The following is a 22,161-nucleotide window of genomic DNA, read 5'->3' as shown; positions in this document are numbered from 1 at the left end:
GGGAAATCGTGGCAAAAGCATTATTTCTATACTCTTCCCGTGAAGGGCAGACGAAAAAAATTCTCCACTATATAGATGAACAACTACCAGACTTCGATTGCGAGCTGGTGGATTTACATAATGTAGAGGCGATGGACTTCAGCCAATACGACAGAGTATTGATTGGCGCATCTATTCGTTATGGCCATCTTAATAAGAAGCTATACCAGTTTATTGAGAAAAACCTAACTCAACTAGAGCAAAGTAAAGTGGCATTTTTCTGCGTAAACCTAACCGCTCGTAAAGAAGACCAAGGAAAGGATACGCCTGAAGGCAGTGCTTACATTCGTAAGTTCCTAATTAAGTCGCCATGGAAACCAACCTTAATTGGTGTTTTTGCTGGTGCACTTTATTACCCACGTTACAGCTGGTTCGATAGAACTATGATTAAGTTCATTATGTCGATGACTGGTGGCGAAACCGATACGACTAAAGAGGTGGAATACACCAATTGGGAAAAAGTGGCTCTTTTCGCAGATAAATTCAAAAAACTGTAGAAATAACGTGCTCTTTTGACCGCTTTTGATGCAAATTTATCCGAACGATAAAAAAAACAAAAAACAAGAGAAAAAGGGCTTGCCAATGTGATCGCAATCTCTATAATGCCACCTCGCTGACACGGCAACGCTTCGAAAGAAACGAGGTTGAGTTAGCTAGCCAATTAGCCAAGCGGAAACGCTTGAAAAAAGTGATTGACACTAAACTTTAACTCGCTAAAATGGCCGTCCGATTTGAGCAAAGCTCAATAGGAAAGCTCTTTAACAATATAGACCTATCAATCTGTGTGGGCGCTCGTTGATGATAATCCAATTAGAAACTTCGGTTTCAAATTAGGTTTCAATGAAACGAAGTGACCATTGAATCGAAAGATTCAGCACAGTCAATTCAAACATTACTTTATGTAATGTTCAGTATTCATTGAGCCGAACAAAATCTTAAATTGAAGAGTTTGATCATGGCTCAGATTGAACGCTGGCGGCAGGCCTAACACATGCAAGTCGAGCGGAAACGAGTTATCTGAACCTTCGGGGAACGATAACGGCGTCGAGCGGCGGACGGGTGAGTAATGCCTAGGAAATTGCCCTGATGTGGGGGATAACCATTGGAAACGATGGCTAATACCGCATAATGCCTACGGGCCAAAGAGGGGGACCTTCGGGCCTCTCGCGTCAGGATATGCCTAGGTGGGATTAGCTAGTTGGTGAGGTAAGGGCTCACCAAGGCGACGATCCCTAGCTGGTCTGAGAGGATGATCAGCCACACTGGAACTGAGACACGGTCCAGACTCCTACGGGAGGCAGCAGTGGGGAATATTGCACAATGGGCGCAAGCCTGATGCAGCCATGCCGCGTGTGTGAAGAAGGCCTTCGGGTTGTAAAGCACTTTCAGTCGTGAGGAAGGTAGTGTAGTTAATAGCTGCATTATTTGACGTTAGCGACAGAAGAAGCACCGGCTAACTCCGTGCCAGCAGCCGCGGTAATACGGAGGGTGCGAGCGTTAATCGGAATTACTGGGCGTAAAGCGCATGCAGGTGGTTTGTTAAGTCAGATGTGAAAGCCCGGGGCTCAACCTCGGAATTGCATTTGAAACTGGCAGACTAGAGTACTGTAGAGGGGGGTAGAATTTCAGGTGTAGCGGTGAAATGCGTAGAGATCTGAAGGAATACCGGTGGCGAAGGCGGCCCCCTGGACAGATACTGACACTCAGATGCGAAAGCGTGGGGAGCAAACAGGATTAGATACCCTGGTAGTCCACGCCGTAAACGATGTCTACTTGGAGGTTGTGGCCTTGAGCCGTGGCTTTCGGAGCTAACGCGTTAAGTAGACCGCCTGGGGAGTACGGTCGCAAGATTAAAACTCAAATGAATTGACGGGGGCCCGCACAAGCGGTGGAGCATGTGGTTTAATTCGATGCAACGCGAAGAACCTTACCTACTCTTGACATCCAGAGAACTTTCCAGAGATGGATTGGTGCCTTCGGGAACTCTGAGACAGGTGCTGCATGGCTGTCGTCAGCTCGTGTTGTGAAATGTTGGGTTAAGTCCCGCAACGAGCGCAACCCTTATCCTTGTTTGCCAGCGAGTAATGTCGGGAACTCCAGGGAGACTGCCGGTGATAAACCGGAGGAAGGTGGGGACGACGTCAAGTCATCATGGCCCTTACGAGTAGGGCTACACACGTGCTACAATGGCGCATACAGAGGGCGGCCAACTTGCGAGAGTGAGCGAATCCCAAAAAGTGCGTCGTAGTCCGGATCGGAGTCTGCAACTCGACTCCGTGAAGTCGGAATCGCTAGTAATCGTGGATCAGAATGCCACGGTGAATACGTTCCCGGGCCTTGTACACACCGCCCGTCACACCATGGGAGTGGGCTGCAAAAGAAGTAGGTAGTTTAACCTTCGGGAGGACGCTTACCACTTTGTGGTTCATGACTGGGGTGAAGTCGTAACAAGGTAGCGCTAGGGGAACCTGGCGCTGGATCACCTCCTTATACGATGATTATTCACGATGAGTGTCCACACAGATTGATACGGTTTATAAAGTAAAAGAGATAGAACATCTCCCAAGATGTTCAACTTAGTGTCCCGTTCGTCTAGAGGCCTAGGACACCGCCCTTTCACGGCGGTAACAGGGGTTCGACTCCCCTACGGGATACCATTGGGTCGTTAGCTCAGTTGGTAGAGCAGTTGACTTTTAATCAATTGGTCGCAGGTTCGAATCCTGCACGACCCACCATTTCTCGATGGGGCTATAGCTCAGCTGGGAGAGCGCCTGCCTTGCACGCAGGAGGTCTGCGGTTCGATCCCGCATAGCTCCACCATTCGAGACGTCTACCACATGACGTAAAACTAATGTGGGCGATTAGCTCAGTTGGGAGAGCACCTGCCTTACAAGCAGGGGGTCACTGGTTCGAGCCCGGTATCGCCCACCATCTTTAAGCGCACTCGATGAGTGCTTTTAAAAATGGTTACTTCATTAGAAGTGATTAGCTCTTTAACAATTTGGAAAGCTGACAAAACAAACTTTTAAGTTTGTTTGTAAAGTTCTCAATGTTTGTCTTTATGACAAACACCAATACAACACATTCAAGTGTTCTTGGAATTTGAGTCCGGCAAAATCGAGTCTGCATCATGTATAAAAATTGCAGACAACTTTGGTGATTTGACTTCAACTCGAAACTCCTTCGGGTTGTATGGTTAAGTGACTAAGCGTACACGGTGGATGCCTTGGCAGTCAGAGGCGATGAAGGACGTATTAACTTGCGATAAGCCCAGATTAGGTAGTAAAAACCATTTGAGTCTGGGATTTCCGAATGGGGAAACCCACTAGCATAAGCTAGTATCGTTGCGTGAATACATAGCGCAGCGAGGCGAACCGGGGGAACTGAAACATCTAAGTACCCCGAGGAAAAGAAATCAACCGAGATTCCGAAAGTAGCGGCGAGCGAAATTGGATTAGCCCTTAAGCTTTTTATGCGTCAGGTGAAACTTCTGGAAAGTTGTGCGATACAGGGTGATAGCCCCGTAACCGGCAACGCATTTAAAGTGAAATCGAGTAGGGCGGGACACGTGATATCCTGTCTGAATATGGGGGGACCATCCTCCAAGGCTAAATACTACTGACTGACCGATAGTGAACCAGTACCGTGAGGGAAAGGCGAAAAGAACCCCTGTGAGGGGAGTGAAATAGAACCTGAAACCGTGTACGTACAAGCAGTAGGAGCACCTTCGTGGTGTGACTGCGTACCTTTTGTATAATGGGTCAGCGACTTATATTCAGTGGCAAGGTTAACCATCTAGGGGAGCCGTAGGGAAACCGAGTCTTAACTGGGCGTTCAGTCTCTGGATATAGACCCGAAACCAGGTGATCTAGCCATGGGCAGGTTGAAGGTTGAGTAACATCAACTGGAGGACCGAACCGACTAATGTTGAAAAATTAGCGGATGACTTGTGGCTAGGGGTGAAAGGCCAATCAAACCTGGAGATAGCTGGTTCTCCCCGAAAGCTATTTAGGTAGCGCCTCGGACGAATACTACTGGGGGTAGAGCACTGTTAAGGCTAGGGGGTCATCCCGACTTACCAACCCTTTGCAAACTCCGAATACCAGTAAGTACTATCCGGGAGACACACGGCGGGTGCTAACGTCCGTCGTGGAGAGGGAAACAACCCAGACCGCCAGCTAAGGTCCCAAATTACTACTAAGTGGGAAACGATGTGGGAAGGCTCAGACAGCCAGGATGTTGGCTTAGAAGCAGCCATCATTTAAAGAAAGCGTAATAGCTCACTGGTCGAGTCGGCCTGCGCGGAAGATGTAACGGGGCTAAGTAGTAAACCGAAGCTGCGGCAATGCACTTTAGTGCATTGGGTAGGGGAGCGTTCTGTAAGCGGTTGAAGGTGTGTGGTAACGCATGCTGGACGTATCAGAAGTGCGAATGCTGACATGAGTAACGATAAAGGGGGTGAAAAACCTCCTCGCCGGAAGACCAAGGGTTCCTGTCCAACGTTAATCGGGGCAGGGTAAGTCGACCCCTAAGGCGAGGCCGAAAGGCGTAGTCGATGGGAAACGGGTTAATATTCCCGTACTTCTTACAATTGCGATGGGGGGACGGAGAAGGCTAGGTGGGCCTGGCGACGGTTGTCCAGGTTCAAGTGCGTAGGCTGAAGAGTTAGGTAAATCCGGCTCTTCTTAAGGCTGAGACACGACGTCGAGCTACTACGGTAGTGAAGTCATTGATGCCATGCTTCCAGGAAAAGCCTCTAAGCTTCAGATTGTAAGGAATCGTACCCCAAACCGACACAGGTGGTCGGGTAGAGAATACCAAGGCGCTTGAGAGAACTCGGGTGAAGGAACTAGGCAAAATGGTACCGTAACTTCGGGAGAAGGTACGCTCTCGACGGTGAAGTCCCTTGCGGATGGAGCTATTGAGAGTCGCAGATACCAGGTGGCTGCAACTGTTTATTAAAAACACAGCACTGTGCAAAATCGTAAGATGACGTATACGGTGTGACGCCTGCCCGGTGCCGGAAGGTTAATTGATGGGGTTAGACTTCGGTCGAAGCTCTTGATCGAAGCCCCGGTAAACGGCGGCCGTAACTATAACGGTCCTAAGGTAGCGAAATTCCTTGTCGGGTAAGTTCCGACCTGCACGAATGGCGTAATGATGGCCACGCTGTCTCCACCCGAGACTCAGTGAAATTGAAATCGCTGTGAAGATGCAGTGTACCCGCGGCTAGACGGAAAGACCCCGTGAACCTTTACTACAGCTTGGCACTGAACATTGACCCTACATGTGTAGGATAGGTGGGAGGCTTTGAAACTAGTACGCCAGTATTAGTGGAGCCGTCCTTGAAATACCACCCTTGTAGTGTTGATGTTCTAACGTTGACCCCTCATCGGGGTTGCGGACAGTGCCTGGTGGGTAGTTTGACTGGGGCGGTCTCCTCCCAAAGCGTAACGGAGGAGCACGAAGGTGGGCTAATCACGGTTGGACATCGTGAGGTTAGTGCAATGGCATAAGCCCGCTTGACTGCGAGAATGACAATTCGAGCAGGTGCGAAAGCAGGTCATAGTGATCCGGTGGTTCTGAATGGAAGGGCCATCGCTCAACGGATAAAAGGTACTCCGGGGATAACAGGCTGATACCGCCCAAGAGTTCATATCGACGGCGGTGTTTGGCACCTCGATGTCGGCTCATCACATCCTGGGGCTGAAGTCGGTCCCAAGGGTATGGCTGTTCGCCATTTAAAGTGGTACGCGAGCTGGGTTTAGAACGTCGTGAGACAGTTCGGTCCCTATCTGCCGTGGGCGTTGGAAGATTGAAGGGGGCTGCTCCTAGTACGAGAGGACCGGAGTGGACGAACCTCTGGTGTTCGGGTTGTGTCGCCAGACGCATTGCCCGGTAGCTAAGTTCGGAATCGATAACCGCTGAAAGCATCTAAGCGGGAAGCGAGCCCTGAGATGAGTCTTCCCTGATACTTTAAGTATCCTAAAGGGTTGTTCGAGACTAGAACGTTGATAGGCAGGGTGTGTAAGCGTTGTGAGGCGTTGAGCTAACCTGTACTAATTGCCCGTGAGGCTTAACCATACAACACCCAAGGGGTTTTGATGGACTCAAAGCAAGAACGAATTGAATGTGTAAGAACTGAAACAGCTTTCTGAATTAAAGAATTTGCTTGGCGACCATAGCGATTTGGACCCACCTGACTTCCATTCCGAACTCAGAAGTGAAACGAATTAGCGCCGATGGTAGTGTGGGGCTTCCCCATGTGAGAGTAGGACATCGCCAGGCTTTAAATTTAGACTTTAGGTCTAACCAGTGCGGAGCGGTAGTTCAGTTGGTTAGAATACCGGCCTGTCACGCCGGGGGTCGCGGGTTCGAGTCCCGTCCGCTCCGCCACTTATTCAGACAAAGCCCTAGCAGAAGTGCTAGGGCTTTCGTCGTTTCTAGAGCCTTCAATTTCCTACTTGCTTTAGCCTTATTTACCATTAGACTCTCTTCTTCTTAAACCGATCTCTTTTACTTACTTGCTATATGTGTGTGGGTGCTTACTGTCTTGTTAGTGACTATTAAATATAGGTCTTTATTTATAATCTCTGAATCTAAGCATTATGACTGCACATCTTTAAAAGATAACTGAGAATCATTATTAATATTTAGTTACACTCACATCAATTGGAATAATGAGTGACTAAATACATGGATATATCTCGTCGACGCTTTCTTCAATCTTCCTTAGCGATCTCTGCGCTTACCGTTCTGCCTGCATGTTCTCTATCTAGGGGCACTAACAAACAAGGTCAGCATATATACGACATCACTGCAGAGCCTTCTATTGCTGAATTAGTACCAGGATTTAATACGGATGTACTCGCGTTTAATGGATCGATTCCAGCTCCTACGATTCGTTGTCGCCAAGGCGAGAAAGTTATTATCCGATTTACCAACAAGCTTTCAGAGCCAACTACAATCCACTGGCATGGCTTGCGAATCCCTATTGAAATGGATGGTGTCCCTTTCTTGAGCCAGCCGCCTATCATGCCAGGTGAAACATTTGTTTATGAATTTACACCGCCAGATGCGGGTACGTTTTGGTATCACCCACATATGAATAGCGTTAAGCAGCTTGGTATGGGATTAGTTGGTCTAATTATCGTTGAAGAGGCTGAGCCTGTTCAGTTTAATGAAGAGCATGAAGTCGTTCTCAAGCATTGGCATTTAGACAAACAAGGTCAGTGGAAGAATCTAATGGTGCCGCGCTTGAGTGCACGCATGGGAACGCCAGGAGAGTGGAGTAGTGTTAATGGTGTTCATGAACCTGTTTATGCGTTGAAGCAGAATGCTACCACACGATTAAGAATTGCTAATGTCGATAACACCATTACTTACCCGATCGCTATAGAAGGAGCAGAGGCTTGGGTTATTGCTATTGATGGGAATCCTGTTAAAACGCCTTATAAGCTCACTCAACACAAAATTGGTCCGGGAATGAGGTTAGATGTCGGATTGATTGCTCCGAGGGCAGGAGAACGTGTTTATGTGCGTCAAATGAAAGGGCGCTTCCCATTCCCTTTGTGTGAGTTCGAAGTTGTTGAGTCTGACCTGCCGACCAATCAGAAACTGCCTTTATTGCCTCTTAACCCTGTGCCTGATCTTGATTTGGAAAATGCTGAGCAAATTGATTATGTGTTTGAATGGGAGGGGGCAGTCACTCCTGCCGATAAATCGGGCAAAGCGATACCTAAGTTTTGGCTAATGAATAAACGAGCTTGGGAGGGAATGAGTAAAGATAGTATTCCAGCACCGCTTTCAATATTGGAGGTGGGAAAAACCTATATCTTCAACCTTAAGAACGTCACCCAATATCATCATCCTATTCATCTTCATGGACATACATTTACCGTTCTTGAATTAGATGGCAAAAAACTCGATGAGCCGTTTCATACCGATACGGTCTTACTTGGAAAAAATGGCAGTGCGAAAGCGGCATTTGTTGCAGATAACCCAGGGCGTTGGATGTACCATTGTCATGTGATCGAACACATGAAGACGGGGTTGATGGGTTATATTGAAGTAAAGTGACTCCTGTAACTTTTTAAATCTTGATAAGTTTTAAGCGCTATACTTTGCTGAATTCTAAGATTGTATAATCACTATTACCGTAAATTTGATTACAATGTCGCCATTAACTTTTCTGGGGGAATTATGGGGCAACTATCCGTTTTGGGTTTTATTGCATTGGGTGGCGCATTTGGTGCATGTTCTCGTTACTTAATTTCTGAACTTTGTGTGATGCTACTTGGTCGTGGTTTTCCATACGGTACATTAACGGTTAACGTTGTTGGCTCATTTATTATGGGTCTACTAATTGCTGCGTTTGAAACTGAGTTAATGGTCACTGACCCATGGCGTCAAATCATCGGACTTGGCTTTTTGGGCGCATTAACCACATTCTCTACCTTCTCGATGGATAACGTGTTGCTTATGCAGCAGGGCGCTTTCTTTAAGATGGGATTGAACGTACTACTGAATGTCGTGTTAAGCATTTCGGCTGCGTGGATTGGTTTCCAATTATTGATGCGTAGCTAGCAAAAACACTCAAATCTTCATCAGGTCGGCTTGGTTTAACCAAGCCGTTTTTATATACTGATTTCACTTGTCGGAGTGCCATAAGGCTGAGACCGTTAATTCGGGATCCGTTGAACCTGATCAGATTAGAATCTGCGAAGGGAACAAGAGAAGATATCTACACCAGAGTTCTATCTGGTTGACCTATCAAATAGTCGAATGTTGTTATAGACGAAGAGCACTCGCTCGACTTGTCTTTAATTCGATTCCTCTTGTCGCATCTATCCGCCAAGCATTTTTATCCCAATACTTTTTATCTAAGCATAACAAAGCAAGGAAAAATGCTATGTCGAGTCGCAAGCAAGCGAGACTGGAAGCAAAACAGTTCATTGATACACTCTCGGTACAACCGTACCCTAATTCAAGCAAAGTCTACGTAGAGGGTTCACGCCCCGATATTCGTGTGCCAATGCGTGAAATATCACTCGCTGATAGCCTGATTGGAGGCACAAAAGAAGCACCTATTTTCGAGCCTAATGAGCCAGTACGCGTTTACGATACCTCGGGTGTATACACAGACCCAAATCACACCATAGACCTTTACAATGGCTTACCTAAGCTGAGAGAAGGGTGGATTGAAGAGCGTGCCGATACTGAACTACTCGATGAGGTAAGCTCAGTGTACACCAAAGAGCGCTTAGAAGACGAAACGCTAGATGAGCTTCGTTATGGCAATCTACCACGTATTCGACGTGCTAAAGATGGGCAGTGCGTGACTCAATTGCACTATGCTCGCAAAGGTATAATCACCCCAGAAATGGAATACATCGCCCTACGTGAAAATATGGGGCGTGCTCAATACCGCGATGAAGTGCTGAATCAACAGCATCCAGGTCAAAGCTTCGGAGCGAACCTACCAAAGGACATTACCGCCGAGTTTGTTCGTAAAGAAGTCGCCGAAGGTCGTGCAATTATCCCTTCTAATATCAACCACCCAGAATCCGAACCAATGATCATTGGCCGTAACTTTTTGGTTAAAGTGAATGCCAACATCGGTAACTCATCGGTCACTTCTTCGATTGAAGAAGAAGTAGAGAAGTTAGTATGGGCAACGCGCTGGGGTGGCGATACCGTTATGGATCTCTCTACTGGACGTAATATTCACGAAACTCGCGAGTGGATTCTACGTAACAGTCCAGTTCCGATCGGTACCGTACCAATGTATCAAGCGCTTGAGAAAGTGAATGGTGTGGCGGAAAACCTTAACTGGGAAGTGATGCGCGATACTCTGATCGAGCAAGCAGAGCAGGGCGTTGATTACTTCACCATCCATGCCGGTTTACTACTTCGTTATGTGCCCATGACTGCAAAACGTGTTACTGGAATCGTTTCTCGTGGTGGTTCTATCATCGCGAAATGGTGTTTAGCACATCACCAAGAAAGCTTCTTATATACTCACTTCCGAGAGATCTGTGAAATCTGTGCTAAGTATGATGTGGCACTTTCTCTCGGTGATGGTCTGCGTCCTGGCTCGGTGGCCGATGCTAACGACGAAGCGCAATTTGCAGAGCTTCGTACTCTTGGCGAATTGACCAAGGTTGCGTGGGAATACGACGTACAGGTGATTATCGAAGGTCCTGGTCATGTTCCAATGCATATGATCAAAGAGAACATGGAAGAGCAGCTAGAGCACTGCCATGAAGCTCCGTTCTACACGCTTGGTCCACTGACGACAGACGTCGCTCCTGGTTACGACCATATTACGTCAGGTATTGGCGCTGCCATGATTGGTTGGTATGGCTGTGCAATGCTTTGCTACGTAACTCCTAAAGAGCATCTTGGCTTACCAAACAAAGAAGATGTAAAGGTAGGTATGATCACTTACAAGCTTGCTGCGCACGCCGCTGATTTGGCGAAAGGACACCCTGGTGCACAAGTTCGTGATAACGCGCTTTCTAAGGCTCGCTTCGAGTTCCGCTGGGAAGACCAATTTAACTTGTCGCTCGACCCCGATACCGCTCGTGCCTTCCATGATGAAACCTTGCCTCAAGAGTCTGGAAAAGTTGCTCACTTCTGTTCGATGTGCGGACCAAAGTTCTGCTCCATGAAGATTTCGCAAGAAGTCCGAGAATATGCGAAAGACACTAAGCAAGTTGCTGCGGACCAAGCTATCTCAATCAAAATGCTGGATGATCCTCTTGAGGGGATGCGTCAGAAATCGCAAGAATTTAGAGACACAGGTTCTGAGTTATACCACCCTGCAGCACATGCCGAGGTAAGTGACTGATGAGCAAAATCCTTATTCCGTCATCATTGATTGAACTAACAGGTTTAGTTCAACAATGTTTGTTGTTGGCGAAAGAACAGGGTTTTAGCATCGAAGACGTTGAGTTGGGTGTGAGCCCAACTCAATCTATTCAGCTTGTTCGCACCCAACAGACCACACGCATAACGACAGATCTTATTGATGGTGATGACTCCGAGCATGAGAGTTCATTTGTGCTCTACTACCGCTCTGCTTTATCGGTAGAAGCGTGTGCTAAGCAACCGTCGAAAGCGATTTATATTGGCATTGCTGATACGCAGGTATCCGATGAAAAGGAGAAAGTGCTTCAGTTTGATATCTGGCGTCACCCCATTAACAACGAAGTGAGAGCGCTTTCCGTTAAGTCCAAATTCAACGCAATGTTCGATCCCGAACATCACCTTGCTTGGATTGTAACGCTGACAGTCCTCGATTTTCCTATCGAAGATGCGTTAACACTTGCTCGAGGAATGCTAACTCAACAAGCGAATGTTTCACGTGAAACACTATTGCATGACAACCTTGACGAGGGAAGAGCTACTCAGTGGGCCGACCAATTTGATGATTTCCCCACACCTGTACTGGAAGATAACCGACTAGGTATTCAAGTTGGTTGGTCAGCACAAGGAGAGAGCGTTAGCTTTCCCGCTCTAACTAAGCAAAGTCTAGGTCTCTACCCAGTCGTTGATGATGTTGCTTGGATTGAGCGTTTACTGCCTTTAGGCATCAACACTATTCAGCTACGAATCAAGAACCAACAACGAGCCGATTTAGAACAACAGATCATTCGAGCAATTGAGCTAGGTCGTCAGTATCAAGCACAAGTGTTCATCAATGACTATTGGCCGTTGGCAATCAAGCATGGCGCTTATGGCGTTCACCTAGGACAAGAAGACATAGAAGAATCGAATTTGGCTCAGCTAACTAAAGCCGGCGTTCGTCTTGGTCTTTCTACTCATGGTTATTATGAGCTACTGCGCATCGTACAAATTTATCCTAGTTACATCGCGCTAGGGCATATTTTCCCAACCACCACAAAACAGATGCCATCGAAACCACAAGGTTTGGTGCGCTTGGCACTGTATCAAAAGCTGATTGATAGCATTCCTTACGGAAACACAGCGTCGGCTTTCCGTCCTTCGAAAGACAAAACTGTGACTGGCAATGTGCTTGGCTTTCCGACGGTCGCGATTGGTGGCATTGACCAATCTAATGCTGACCAAGTTTGGCAAACAGGTGTTTCTAGCTTAGCAGTAGTGCGTGCTATTACGTTGGCAGAATCACCTCACTCCGTCATCGAGTTCTTCGCACAACTGATGAAGGAAAGACAGCTAACGTTTACTGTTCAAAATAGTGAGTTGGCGCATAACAAGAGAGGCGAGCATGCTCACGGATAAGCAGTTCCTTCGCTATCAGCGTCAAGTCGCTCTGCCTGAAATTGCCGAAGTTGGGCAAGAGCGTTTGAGCAAATCGCATGTTCTGATCATCGGTTGTGGTGGATTGGGGAGCGCAGCGAGTTTGTACTTGGCGTCAGCGGGTGTTGGTAAATTGGTTGTGGTTGATGATGATGAAGTTGATAGCAGTAACCTACAACGCCAGATCATTTATCGTGAACAAGACCTCCAAGTTGCGAAAACAAAAGCAACTGTAAAGCAACTGACTGACCTTAATTCTATGGTTCAAATTCGTGCTCTCAATAAGCGATTGGACAAAGCACAGCTGCAGCTTGAGGTGATGCTGGCGGATGTGGTGTTGGACTGCACCGATAACATGCCAACGCGCCAGCTCATTAACCAAGTTTGTTTCGAACAAAATACGCCGCTCATCTCGGCGGCAGCAATTGGTTGGCAAGGGCAATTCGCTGTCTTTGATTACCAAACACCAAGTGAACAAGAAGCAGAGAGTAAAGCGTGTTACCGCTGTTTGTATCCGTTCGACGAATTACCGCAAATGCAAAAGTGCAGTGAGAGCGGTGTCGTCGGTCCGGTGGTGGGTACACTTGGCAACTACCAAGCGATAGCGGCAATTCAAAAACTGGCGACGGGAAAGTTTCATGTCGAGACTGCCAAGCTACACCTGTTTGATGGATTGAAACTGCAATGGCAAACCATGGCAATAAGCAAAGACAAACAGTGCCAAGTGTGTGCTCAGGTTTAGCTTACGAGTAATGGGCAGAATTAAGAGAGTTGGAAGCAATGACGTTATCAGAACAACAAACAACACAAATGACCGCTGCTGACTTAGATGTGATCACTATTGTCATCAATGACCAGTCGCATCAAGTTGTCAGTAAGTCGAATCTACAGCAAATCATTAGTCAATTTGCGCTGCCTGAAATGGGCTGCGTTTTTGCAATTAATAACAATGTTGTGCCGCGCAGTGAGTGGGCTAGCACAGTTCTTTCACAGGGAGATAGCATCTCTTTGTTTAAAGCGATCGCAGGGGGTTAATGTCGATGCTTAAAATTGGTGATAAACAATTCGAATCAAGACTGTTTACGGGAACAGGGAAGTTTGCCAACAGCCGATTAATGGCAGAAGCGATTCAAGTATCGGGTTCTCAACTTGCGACCATGGCGTTGAAGCGTGTGGATGTGAACGACCAACAAGACGATATTTTGCTGCCGTTAGTACAAGCGGGGGTGAACTTATTGCCGAACACCTCGGGTGCAAAGAATGCTAAAGATGCTGTGTTTGCTGCACAACTGGCGCGAGAAGCGTTGGGCACTAACTGGCTAAAACTGGAAATTCATCCAGACCCGAAGTACTTGATGCCTGATCCAATTGAGACACTTGCAGCCGCTGAGCAACTGGTTCGTGAAGGCTTTATTGTGCTTCCTTACTGTCATGCTGACCCGGTTCTGTGTAAACGATTGGAAGAAGTAGGCTGTGCTGCGGTCATGCCATTAGGTGCACCGATTGGTTCCAACAAAGGGATAGTTTCTCACGATTTCCTAGAGATTATTATCGACCAAGCTAATGTTCCTGTGGTTGTGGATGCGGGTATTGGCGCTCCTTCACATGCCGCGCGTGCGATGGAAATGGGTGCGGATGCTGTGCTCGTCAATACTGCGATTGCAGCTTCGAGCGATCCCGTTGCGATGGCGAAGGCATTTAAGTTGGCGGTAGAGTCGGGGCGTATGGCTTATGAAGCTGGACTTGCCGGTAAGGTTTCTCATGCGGTTGCGTCGAGTCCACTGACGTCATTCCTAGATGAGCTTTAGTCCTAGATTGGTTTAGCTATTAAGCGAGGAAAAAATGAGCTTCGTTGAACAATTTAAGCAGCTTAATTGGGATGACATCTCGATGTCGATCTACGCGAAAACGGCACAAGATGTCGAGCGAGCATTGAATAAACCCAAGCGTGATTTGGAAGACTTTAAAGCGCTAATTTCACCAGCGGCTGAAGCGTACTTAGAGCAAATGGCGCAGTTGTCATACTCGGCAACTCGCAAGCGTTTTGGTAATACCATGTCGCTTTACATTCCACTGTACCTTTCTAACTTGTGCGCCAATGCTTGTACTTATTGTGGCTTCTCTATGGAGAACAGAATCAAGCGTCGTACTTTGAATAGGGACGAAGTGGCTGCAGAAGTTGAAGCCATTAAACGCATGAAGTTTGATAGCGTATTGCTGGTGACTGGCGAACACGAAACCAAAGTGGGCATGAAATACTTCCGTGAAATGGTGCCGATGATTAAGAAGCGCTTTAACTATTTGGCGATGGAAGTACAGCCACTAGATCAAAACGAATACGCTGAGCTCAAGACATTGGGTTTGGATGCGGTGATGGTCTATCAAGAAACGTATCATCCTTCGACTTACGCCGAGCACCATTTGCGTGGCAACAAGATGGATTTCGAATACCGATTGGATACACCCGATCGTCTTGCAAAAGCGGGTATTGATAAGATCGGTATCGGTGCTTTGATAGGGTTGGAAGAGTGGCGTACCGACTGTTTTTATGTGGCAGCGCACTTGGACTATCTTGAGCGCACGTATTGGCAGACTCGTTACTCGATTTCTTTCCCGCGTTTGCGTCCTTGTGAGGGTGCGCTCCAACCCAAATCAGTCATGACGGATAAGCAACTTGTTCAACTGATTTGCGCTTATCGTTTGTTGAATCCAGAAGTGGAGTTGTCATTATCGACTCGTGAATCACCGAAGTTCAGAGACAATGCATTACCGTTAGGCATTACCAGTATGTCTGCCGCATCGAAAACTCAGCCTGGTGGTTACGCGATGGATGATGTTGAACTCGAGCAGTTTGAGATCAGCGATGAGCGAAGCGCGGGTTCTGTGGAAGATATGATTCGAGCCAAAGGCTTTGACCCTGTATGGCGAGATTGGCACTCGGTGTATTCTGGTTAAGTAGCAAAGAAAGCCCCTGGTCATCGTTATGTTTCACGTGAAACATAGGCAAAAGAAAAGAGGGTTGATGCAAAACATCAACCCTCTACTATTTTCTAGCTTCTAGCTTCTAGCTTCTAGCTTCTAGCTTCTAGCTGTGTGCTACTGGTAGCGTTGCTTGACGAAGCCACTCTTTCACATTACTTTCAACAAGCGGGCTGATCTCATCCCATACTTTCTGATGGTAATCATTAAGCCATGCAAGTTCTGGACGAGTTAGCATATCAACGTTGATATTTCGCTTGTCGATTGGACAGCGCGTTAGCGACTCAAATGACAGAACAGGGAAGTCACCGTTAGTTGGTGTTTCAACAACAAGCTCTAGGTTCTCGATACGGATACCAAACGCATCTGCACGGTAGTAACCTGGCTCGTTGGATAGCACCATACCTTCTGTTAGAGGCACGTCGATTTGCTTCTTAGAAATGCTCGCCGGACCTTCATGAACACTTAGGAAGTGACCAACACCGTGACCTGTACCGTGATCGTAATCGTAGCCTTCCGCCCATAGGTGCTGACGAGCTAGCGTATCGATTTGGTAACCACGTGTGCCTTTCGGGAAGCGTGCACGAGCAACACCGATGTGACCTTTTAGCGCGAGAGTGAATTGTTTAATCATCTCTTGTGAAGGCTGACCGATCGCAATAGTACGCGTGATGTCTGTCGTGCCATCTAGGTACTGACCGCCTGAATCCACTAGGTAAAGTGTGTTCAGCTCTAGCTTGCCAGGTTCAGGTTGGTTCTCGTGGTTGTAGTGACACATTGCTGCATTGCCACCTGCTGCCGAAATAGTATCGAAGCTAAGATCCATAAGTGTTGGGTCTTCGCTACGGAACGCTTCCAGTTTGTCTGCCAGCGTCGCTTCATCATGCAGGTTACCCGCAACGACTTCTGCATCTAACCAAGATAGGAACTTACTCATCGCCACGCCATCACGGATATGACACGCTTTCATACCTGCGATTTCAACTGCGTTTTTCGCCGCTTTTGGCATTAGGCATGGGTCAGCTTTACTCACCACTGATGCACCAGCATTTTGTAGAACCAGCTTAAACCATGCGTTACTTGTCGCAGGGTCAACCAGTACATTCTTGCCAGTTAGGGTTTCTAGTCGTGCTTGCAATGCTTCAGGGTGATGAATTGTTACGCCAGAACCAACGTGAGCGTCAAACTCAGCAGGTAGGCGATCTGGATCTAGGAAGTATTCCACGCTTGAATCTGAGTGCAGAATCGCGTGAGAAAGCAGAACTGGTAGGCGTGATACATCAAGACCACGAACGTTGAGCAACCAACAGATAGAGTCAAGTGCTGTGATTACTGCGCTGTCTGCGCCGGCTTTTTTCACTAGCTCTGCGATTTCTTGGCGTTTGCTTTCACTTGATTGACCAACCGCTTCTGTTGCCATTAGGCGAACATCAGAAACCACAGGAGCAGGGCGGTCGTGCCACAGCTCATCAATTGGGTTGCTGTCGAGAATCTTAAGCTCAAGTGCACCTGCAAGTTTTGCTTGTGCCATGTCTAACCAAGCAGAGTTGTGCATACGAGGGTCGATTGCCACAGAGGCGCCATTTGCAAGATGGTCTTTAATCCAATCTAGTGCAGGCTCTTCAATCAGGTGACGGTATTCGAATAGATCAGCAGGAACCTGCTTAGTGACTTGTACCGTGTAGCGACCATCAACAAAGATAGCGGCTTTGTCTTTGGTGATTACCGCAGCACCAGCAGAACCGGTAAAACCAGTTAGCCAGTGTAAACGCTCGTTGTGCGCTGGTACGTATTCGCCCAAGTACTCGTCTTCATGTGGGACAAGTAGGGCATCAATATTATGTTGTGCTAGCCATTCGCGAATTGCATTCACGCGGCTTTGGGTATCGTTGTGCATCTGTGTTATTCCTTCAAATTACCGCTCCTTCATGCTCAGGTGTGGGAGCTGTTTCCATCTGCTTCATGCAGTTTACGATTCCATTGAGGTTCGCAATCACTTCAATAGAGTCGGAGTACAACAGGCCATAGGTGAGCCAAAAAGGACTATCGACTGTTAAGCTACTCATTTTACCGTAAGAGCGCAAATCGCGTCCGGGATTTTTATCTAAGATGATCGGTTTTTTGCGTGATCATGGTACGTAGCCAAGTTAAAGCTGGGTCATTTTCTCTGTCTCGGTGCCAGAACAAAGTGTAAGCCATTGGCGGGAATTCGAGTGGCAGCGGCAGTAATGCCATGTCGTGTTGTTTGGCTGCCAGCTTCACAAAGTGGCTTGGCGCGGTAAACACAAAATCAGTGTAAGAACACAAACTGGCGGCACTGTTAAAGTCCGGTACGGTGACTGCGATGTCACGTTCGCGACCAATGTCGGCTAAACGATAGTCGAGCAGCCAACGGTCGTTGCCATCACAACGTACCTGAACATGGCGCAGGGCTAGATAAGCTTCCAAATTCCAATTACCACGCAAAGCCGGGTGGTCTTTACGTACGATACACATTTGGTGGTCACGATAGATTTCCTGCTCACAAATGTCATCTGGTGGCAGCATAGTCAGCTTGGCGTCGTTGATGTCGATATCTCGACCTGTCATGCCTAAATCGATTTCACCACGCTGAATCATCTTGAAGGTTTGCTCAGACCAAGAGTGGGTACTGATGGTCACGCCTGGCGCTTGTTGGAAAATCGCTGGCAAGAAGTGAGGCAGAATGAGCGGGTAGACACTCTCTACCGCTGCGATTTGAAAACGGTACTCACTGCTCTGTGGTGAGAACTCTTCGGGTTGAGTCAGCACCTCAAGTTGGTTTATCAACAGATCCAGTTTCGGTTTAAGGAACAATGCACGCGGTGTTGGCGTCAATCCGTGTGAGTTTCGAGTGAATAGGGGATCATCAAATTGGGTACGTAATTTAGCCAAGGACTTACTCACGGCGGACTGGCTCAAGCACAGTCGGTGAGCGGCTCGGGTGACATTCAACTCTTCAATCAGCACTTTAAAACAGACCAGTAAATTGAGGTCGATACGTGCCAGTTTCTCTACGTTCACAGTGATTTTCCCCATTGGAATAATGGTCATGATTATACATCATTTCCATTCATATCATCAGATGATTAAGCTTTGCGCAAAGTTCTTGTTCAATTTGGAGTGTTTTGTGTCTAGCCATATTACAAATAGCAAAAAACAGATGGCGCTGTTGACCATGTTAGTTCTGTTCAGTCCGCTTGCGATTGATATCTATCTACCTGCTTTGCCTCTTATCGCGTCCACTTTTCAGGTAGAAAATGCATTGGCACAAGACACCATCACTTGGTTCCTATTTGCTATGGGTGTTGGTCAGCTATTCGCTGGTCCCTTGGCAGATAAACTCGGACGTCGAACTGTTGCATTGGGAGGCATCACCATCTACGCATTGAGCGCTTTATTGGCGTGGAGTGCTCAAAATATTGAGTGGATGTTGGCGGCTCGCTTGCTACAAGGCTTAGGTGCATGTGCAACATCTGTGGCAGCCTTTGCAACAGTTCGCGATATCTTTGGTCCGGAAAAAAGCGGCAAAATGATCAGTTATCTTAACGGTGCGATCTGCTTTATTCCGGCACTAGCCCCGATTCTTGGTAGCTGGTTAACCCAACAATTTGATTGGCGCGCAAACTTCAGCTTTATGGCGGGCTTCGCTGTGATTGCAGGCTCGATGATGTTCTTCGGCATGAAGGAAACTAACCCGGCAACTGAAAAGCAAGCCGTGTTTAAGCTAAGCCGCTATTGGTCGGTACTAAGTACACCGTCATTCATTTTCCATGCATCATTGTGCTTGATGGCGATGGCCGTGATTCTTGCTTACGTGACTTCTGCTCCAGGCGTCTTGATGACAGGTATGGGTTTGTCGATGAACGAATTCACCTTCTGGTTTGGCCTTAACGCGGTATTTAATATTGCGGCATGTATGCTAGCGCCTAAGTTTATGGATCGCTGGGGCACACACAACTCGCTTGTGGTTGGTATCAGCTTGTTAGCAATTGCTGGCGTGATCATGATGGTAATGAAAGAGCACAATACGGCGTTGGCTTTCATGTTGCCAATCTTTATCTCATCGGTTGGCTTTGCTTGGATTCTTGGTGCGGCAGCAGGTAAAGCACTAGAACCATTTGGTGATAAGGCGGGAACCGCGGCAGCACTACTTGGTCTGTTCCAGATGAGTGGCTCTGGTTTGTTGGTGGGTACGCTGCAACGACTATCACTTGAACCACAAACCCTGATCGCGATTCATATGTGGGTACTGCTTCCAGCGTTGGTGATTCTGTTTAGTAAAGCAGGTAAGAGCTGGCATGCAAAATTGGTGAATGCATAAAACTCGACAATTTAGTATTTTCCAATGTACTTAACGCGTGTATATTTGTCGTTCAAACTTTTCTCGACACCATAACGGAACTCATAAAGTAATGTCGTTAACCACGTATGAAATGGCTCGTATCCTAGAGCAAATGGAAGAGTCACCAGAAAAGGTGATGTTTGGTAAGTTGCTAAATGAATTAGGCAACCAAAGCTCTGAGCGTATTCGTAGCGCGGCAAAACAAGTTCCTGTGCCAGTTTTACGTGACCTTGTGTATCAATTTCAGCAAGTGATTGAGTCACGCAAAGGTGAGCAGGTTGAGCAGATGGCAAAAGACCTTGCTCAGCAAGGTATCTCAGCTGAAGAGCTAATGGCTTACTTAAACAAATAATAAAAAAATCCCCGCTTCATGGCGGGATTTTTTTAGTTGGTAATTTTCTTTTTCAGGATATGGTCGAGGGACAATGGTCCTGGCCCCCATACAATCACAACAAGAATCATCAATCCCCAAAGTTGGTGATCATAGAAACCTTTCTCCCACAGCAATGGGTAAGAGACTACAGCGATGATGTTGAACACAAACAGAATCGCAGCCATCGGGCGGGTAATCAATCCGAGTGCCAAGAACACAGGTAGAACCAATTCCGCCGCCGTACCTAAGTAAGCTGCCAACTCCCACGGTAGTATTGGCACTTGGTACTCCAGCTCAAATAAATACAGTGTGCTATCCCAAGACGAGATTTTGATTAGCCCTGAATTGAAGAACACCCATGCAACCCACAAGCGACAAAAGATAAGTAGTAAAGGGACAAAGCCAGCTTGTAGGGTACTGATTAAATCGTCGTACCGATTTACTAAGTTTTTAACCGTATCCTTCATAGAGTGCTCCTTAGATTGATTTCAATGTAAAGCCGTCAACGAGATCGAGTGCCATTATGCTATTGAGATGAGCGAGTAAAACTTCAGGTATTTCGCTTAAACTCAGCTTCTGCTCTAAACATCGCAGCAGTTGGAACACATCAGCATCGAGTGCGTGACACAAGGCTTCTCCATTGGCTTGAATCGAGATGACACCTTGCTGTAATTGGTTGATATTAAGTTGTTCGAATTGCCCAGTTTGAATCGCGCCAAACAAATCAAATACGGCGTAGCTAGAGTCAAAGCTGCGGCAGCCTTTTTTAAGGTGCAAAATCAAAGCGGGTTGTTGCTCTTCACTCACTTCGCCAAGTAACGCAAGCGGTTTTAATTCTGCTGCATTGGATTTTTCATACTGTGCTTGACGAGCGAGGTCGATATGCCACTCGAAGCGAGCGACTTCAGGGCTGTATGGTGCTTGTGCGATCACCTGACTGAACTGCATGATGGTGTCTTGAAAACCTTCGCCATAATGGACCACATTTCCTTCTTCTAATGGATAAGTGAGAACATGCTTGCGAGCCATCTGTTCAAAGCATTCTTCACCAAGCAGCGCTTCGACCATCGGGTAAGTCGCGGATAACACTTCGCTTAGGCTGACGATAAAATTATTGCGATAAATCTGCATGCGTTCATCAGCAGTAAACTCATCACTGGCAATATCGCAATCTTCACCGAGTGCTTGATAGTGTAGGGCTTTAGCAAACTGGCTTTGTAAGGTGGCTAGATTCATGATGCCTTCCTTGATTCGCTTTGTTCACTTGGGATTGTGCCTTGCAACAGCAGTTGCGATGCTTTGTGTGCTTCTCCGAGCAAGACTTCTGGCGCGGGGATATCCAAGTCCCATTCAATCAACGCATGGCGTGGACCGTGTTTTTTTGTCCACTGCGCGAACAGTTGCCAAACTTCATCACTAACTGGGCGGCTATGGGTATCAATCCATATCTCACCTTTGTCGAGTTGTTTGATGGTAAAACCTGCCAAGTGAATTTCATCCACTTTGTCGGCTGGAATCGCATCTAGGTATGTGTCGCAATCAAAACCGTGGTTAAATGCCGAAACATAAACATTGTTTAAATCGAGCAACAAACGACAGTCAGTGCGCTGTTGTACTTCGGTAAGAAACTCCCATTCGCTGATGGTCGAATGTTGAAACTTCACATAACTAGATGGGTTCTCTATCAAGATCTCGCGTTGCAAATAATCCTGTACTTCATTCACGTTACGAGTGAATACTTTGAGCGCTTCTTCCGTATACGGAAGTGGAAGTAGGTCATTAAAGTAATGACCACCGTTCTCGCTCCAACTTAAATGGTCAGAAACAAGAATCGGGTCGATCGAGTCAATCAGCGCTTTAAGTTGAGCAAGGTGCTTCTGATTCACACGTTCCACCGAACCCAATGACAAACCAATGCCGTGGCAGCTAATTTGATACTGCTCGCGCAGCGCGTGCAGTTGATGGCGCTCTGCAGCGTTGGGTTGAAAATAGTTTTCACTGTGGATTTCTAACCAAGACAACTTGGGTTTGTTTTGGCTAAAGTAATCGAGGTGAGGGGTTCTTAATCCAACTCCAACATGGTCGTGGAAGGTGTGGTGTTTCACGTGAAACTCCTTTTTCA

Annotated in this window: 16 protein-coding genes, 5 tRNA genes, 3 rRNA genes and 1 riboswitch; of the genes, 19 read left to right on the top strand and 5 right to left on the bottom strand. The window is 47.1% G+C overall.

Annotation, left to right across the window (positions count from 1 at the left end; genetic code table 11):
- Positions 1–8: 8 nt before the first annotated feature.
- The 17 genes from hemG (at position 9) to thiH (ending at position 15,279) form a co-directional block, all read left to right on the top strand.
- Complete coding sequence (gene hemG, locus KHO06_RS16595) at positions 9–536, top strand: menaquinone-dependent protoporphyrinogen IX dehydrogenase (RefSeq protein WP_212581889.1); 528 nt, start codon at positions 9–11, stop codon at positions 534–536.
- Positions 537–976: 440 nt separating this feature from the next.
- Positions 977–2,529: ribosomal RNA gene (locus KHO06_RS16590) — 16S ribosomal RNA — on the top strand.
- A gap of 91 nt (positions 2,530–2,620) precedes the next feature.
- A tRNA-Glu gene (locus KHO06_RS16585) sits at positions 2,621–2,696 on the top strand.
- Between the two features lie 2 nt (positions 2,697–2,698).
- Positions 2,699–2,774: transfer RNA gene (locus KHO06_RS16580), tRNA-Lys, on the top strand.
- 9 nt (positions 2,775–2,783) lie between these two features.
- A tRNA-Ala gene (locus tag KHO06_RS16575) sits at positions 2,784–2,859 on the top strand.
- Between the two features lie 35 nt (positions 2,860–2,894).
- Positions 2,895–2,970, top strand: a tRNA-Val gene (locus KHO06_RS16570).
- A gap of 263 nt (positions 2,971–3,233) precedes the next feature.
- Positions 3,234–6,123: ribosomal RNA gene (locus KHO06_RS16565) — 23S ribosomal RNA — on the top strand.
- A gap of 87 nt (positions 6,124–6,210) precedes the next feature.
- Positions 6,211–6,327 (top strand): 5S ribosomal RNA (rrf, locus tag KHO06_RS16560).
- The 16S, 23S and 5S rRNA genes sit together here with 5 tRNA genes alongside, the layout of an rRNA operon.
- A 31-nt stretch (positions 6,328–6,358) precedes the next feature.
- A tRNA-Asp gene (locus KHO06_RS16555) sits at positions 6,359–6,435 on the top strand.
- A 300-nt stretch (positions 6,436–6,735) separates the two neighbouring features.
- The gene (locus tag KHO06_RS16550; RefSeq protein WP_212582486.1) at positions 6,736–8,118 is read left to right on the top strand and encodes a multicopper oxidase family protein; all 1,383 of its coding nucleotides are present in this window, start codon (positions 6,736–6,738) and stop codon (positions 8,116–8,118) included.
- 123 nt (positions 8,119–8,241) lie between these two features.
- A complete protein-coding gene (gene crcB / locus KHO06_RS16545) occupies positions 8,242–8,625 on the top strand; it encodes a fluoride efflux transporter CrcB (protein WP_005430379.1) in 384 nt (127 codons plus the stop codon).
- A 61-nt stretch (positions 8,626–8,686) separates the two neighbouring features.
- Positions 8,687–8,785, top strand: a riboswitch (TPP riboswitch).
- A gap of 165 nt (positions 8,786–8,950) precedes the next feature.
- Positions 8,951–10,891, top strand: a complete 1,941-nt coding sequence (gene thiC, locus KHO06_RS16540; protein ID WP_212581888.1) for a phosphomethylpyrimidine synthase ThiC — start codon at positions 8,951–8,953, stop codon at positions 10,889–10,891.
- Positions 10,891–12,306, top strand: coding sequence for a thiamine phosphate synthase (locus KHO06_RS16535; RefSeq protein ID WP_212581887.1), 1,416 nt, complete (start codon positions 10,891–10,893; stop codon positions 12,304–12,306). The genes thiC and KHO06_RS16535 overlap by 1 nt, the downstream gene beginning before the upstream one ends.
- Complete coding sequence (locus tag KHO06_RS16530) at positions 12,293–13,066, top strand: HesA/MoeB/ThiF family protein (protein ID WP_212581886.1); 774 nt, start codon at positions 12,293–12,295, stop codon at positions 13,064–13,066. The genes KHO06_RS16535 and KHO06_RS16530 overlap by 14 nt, the downstream gene beginning before the upstream one ends.
- Positions 13,067–13,104: 38 nt before the next feature.
- A complete protein-coding gene (thiS, locus tag KHO06_RS16525; protein WP_212581885.1) occupies positions 13,105–13,359 on the top strand; it encodes a sulfur carrier protein ThiS in 255 nt (84 codons plus the stop codon).
- 5 nt (positions 13,360–13,364) lie between these two features.
- The gene (locus KHO06_RS16520) at positions 13,365–14,132 is read left to right on the top strand and encodes a thiazole synthase (protein ID WP_005397059.1); all 768 of its coding nucleotides are present in this window, start codon (positions 13,365–13,367) and stop codon (positions 14,130–14,132) included.
- 34 nt (positions 14,133–14,166) lie between these two features.
- Positions 14,167–15,279 (top strand): 2-iminoacetate synthase ThiH, encoded by a 1,113-nt coding sequence (gene thiH / locus KHO06_RS16515; RefSeq protein ID WP_212581884.1) that lies wholly within the window; start codon positions 14,167–14,169, stop codon positions 15,277–15,279.
- A 130-nt stretch (positions 15,280–15,409) separates the two neighbouring features.
- On the opposite strand, the gene KHO06_RS16510 is transcribed toward thiH, so the two are convergent.
- On the bottom strand, positions 15,410–17,200 hold the full coding sequence (locus tag KHO06_RS16510; RefSeq protein WP_212581883.1) for an aminopeptidase P family protein: 1,791 nt from the start codon (positions 17,198–17,200) through the stop codon (positions 15,410–15,412).
- Positions 17,201–17,403: 203 nt separating this feature from the next.
- Positions 17,404–18,345 (bottom strand): LysR substrate-binding domain-containing protein, encoded by a 942-nt coding sequence (locus tag KHO06_RS16505; protein ID WP_005447244.1) that lies wholly within the window; start codon positions 18,343–18,345, stop codon positions 17,404–17,406.
- 106 nt (positions 18,346–18,451) lie between these two features.
- Between KHO06_RS16505 and KHO06_RS16500 the strand changes: the two genes are divergently transcribed.
- Both KHO06_RS16500 and KHO06_RS16495 read left to right on the top strand, forming a co-directional pair.
- Positions 18,452–19,645, top strand: coding sequence for a multidrug effflux MFS transporter (locus tag KHO06_RS16500; RefSeq protein ID WP_201780475.1), 1,194 nt, complete (start codon positions 18,452–18,454; stop codon positions 19,643–19,645).
- Between the two features lie 91 nt (positions 19,646–19,736).
- The gene (locus KHO06_RS16495; RefSeq protein WP_005430323.1) at positions 19,737–20,018 is read left to right on the top strand and encodes a hypothetical protein; all 282 of its coding nucleotides are present in this window, start codon (positions 19,737–19,739) and stop codon (positions 20,016–20,018) included.
- A 32-nt stretch (positions 20,019–20,050) separates the two neighbouring features.
- Here the strand turns inward: KHO06_RS16495 and KHO06_RS16490 are convergent, their stop codons facing one another.
- From KHO06_RS16490 to KHO06_RS16480, 3 genes are read right to left on the bottom strand one after another with little or no spacing between them, the layout of a single operon-like run.
- Entirely contained in the window at positions 20,051–20,506 is a 456-nt protein-coding gene (locus KHO06_RS16490; protein WP_005430329.1) for a DoxX family protein, read from the bottom strand.
- A 10-nt stretch (positions 20,507–20,516) separates the two neighbouring features.
- Entirely contained in the window at positions 20,517–21,275 is a 759-nt protein-coding gene (locus tag KHO06_RS16485; protein ID WP_212581882.1) for a DNA-binding domain-containing protein, read from the bottom strand.
- Complete coding sequence (locus tag KHO06_RS16480; protein ID WP_005430302.1) at positions 21,272–22,144, bottom strand: DUF692 domain-containing protein; 873 nt, start codon at positions 22,142–22,144, stop codon at positions 21,272–21,274. Before KHO06_RS16480 ends, KHO06_RS16485 begins: the two co-directional genes overlap by 4 nt.
- Positions 22,145–22,161: the final 17 nt, after the last annotated feature.

Source organism: Vibrio sp. B1FIG11 (assembly GCF_905175335.1).
In the GTDB taxonomy this organism is placed as follows: domain Bacteria; phylum Pseudomonadota; class Gammaproteobacteria; order Enterobacterales; family Vibrionaceae; genus Vibrio; species Vibrio campbellii.
Note: the sequence above shows the minus strand (reverse complement) of the source record. Positions and strands in the feature narration are given on the sequence as shown.

Excerpts from the sequence above, each read along its gene's own strand:
- KHO06_RS16530 (WP_212581886.1), top strand. The coding sequence starts at position 12,293 with ATGCTCACGGATAAGCAGTTCCTTCGCTATCAGCGTCAAGTCGCTCTG.
- KHO06_RS16485 (WP_212581882.1), bottom strand. The coding sequence starts at position 21,275 with ATGAATCTAGCCACCTTACAAAGCCAGTTTGCTAAAGCCCTACACTAT.
- thiH (WP_212581884.1), top strand. The coding sequence starts at position 14,167 with ATGAGCTTCGTTGAACAATTTAAGCAGCTTAATTGGGATGACATCTCG.
- KHO06_RS16495 (WP_005430323.1), top strand. The coding sequence starts at position 19,737 with ATGTCGTTAACCACGTATGAAATGGCTCGTATCCTAGAGCAAATGGAA.
- KHO06_RS16520 (WP_005397059.1), top strand. The coding sequence starts at position 13,365 with ATGCTTAAAATTGGTGATAAACAATTCGAATCAAGACTGTTTACGGGA.
- crcB (WP_005430379.1), top strand. The coding sequence starts at position 8,242 with ATGGGGCAACTATCCGTTTTGGGTTTTATTGCATTGGGTGGCGCATTT.
- KHO06_RS16490 (WP_005430329.1), bottom strand. The coding sequence starts at position 20,506 with ATGAAGGATACGGTTAAAAACTTAGTAAATCGGTACGACGATTTAATC.
- thiS (WP_212581885.1), top strand. The coding sequence starts at position 13,105 with ATGACGTTATCAGAACAACAAACAACACAAATGACCGCTGCTGACTTA.
- thiC (WP_212581888.1), top strand. The coding sequence starts at position 8,951 with ATGTCGAGTCGCAAGCAAGCGAGACTGGAAGCAAAACAGTTCATTGAT.
- KHO06_RS16550 (WP_212582486.1), top strand. The coding sequence starts at position 6,736 with ATGGATATATCTCGTCGACGCTTTCTTCAATCTTCCTTAGCGATCTCT.
- KHO06_RS16535 (WP_212581887.1), top strand. The coding sequence starts at position 10,891 with ATGAGCAAAATCCTTATTCCGTCATCATTGATTGAACTAACAGGTTTA.
- KHO06_RS16510 (WP_212581883.1), bottom strand. The coding sequence starts at position 17,200 with ATGCACAACGATACCCAAAGCCGCGTGAATGCAATTCGCGAATGGCTA.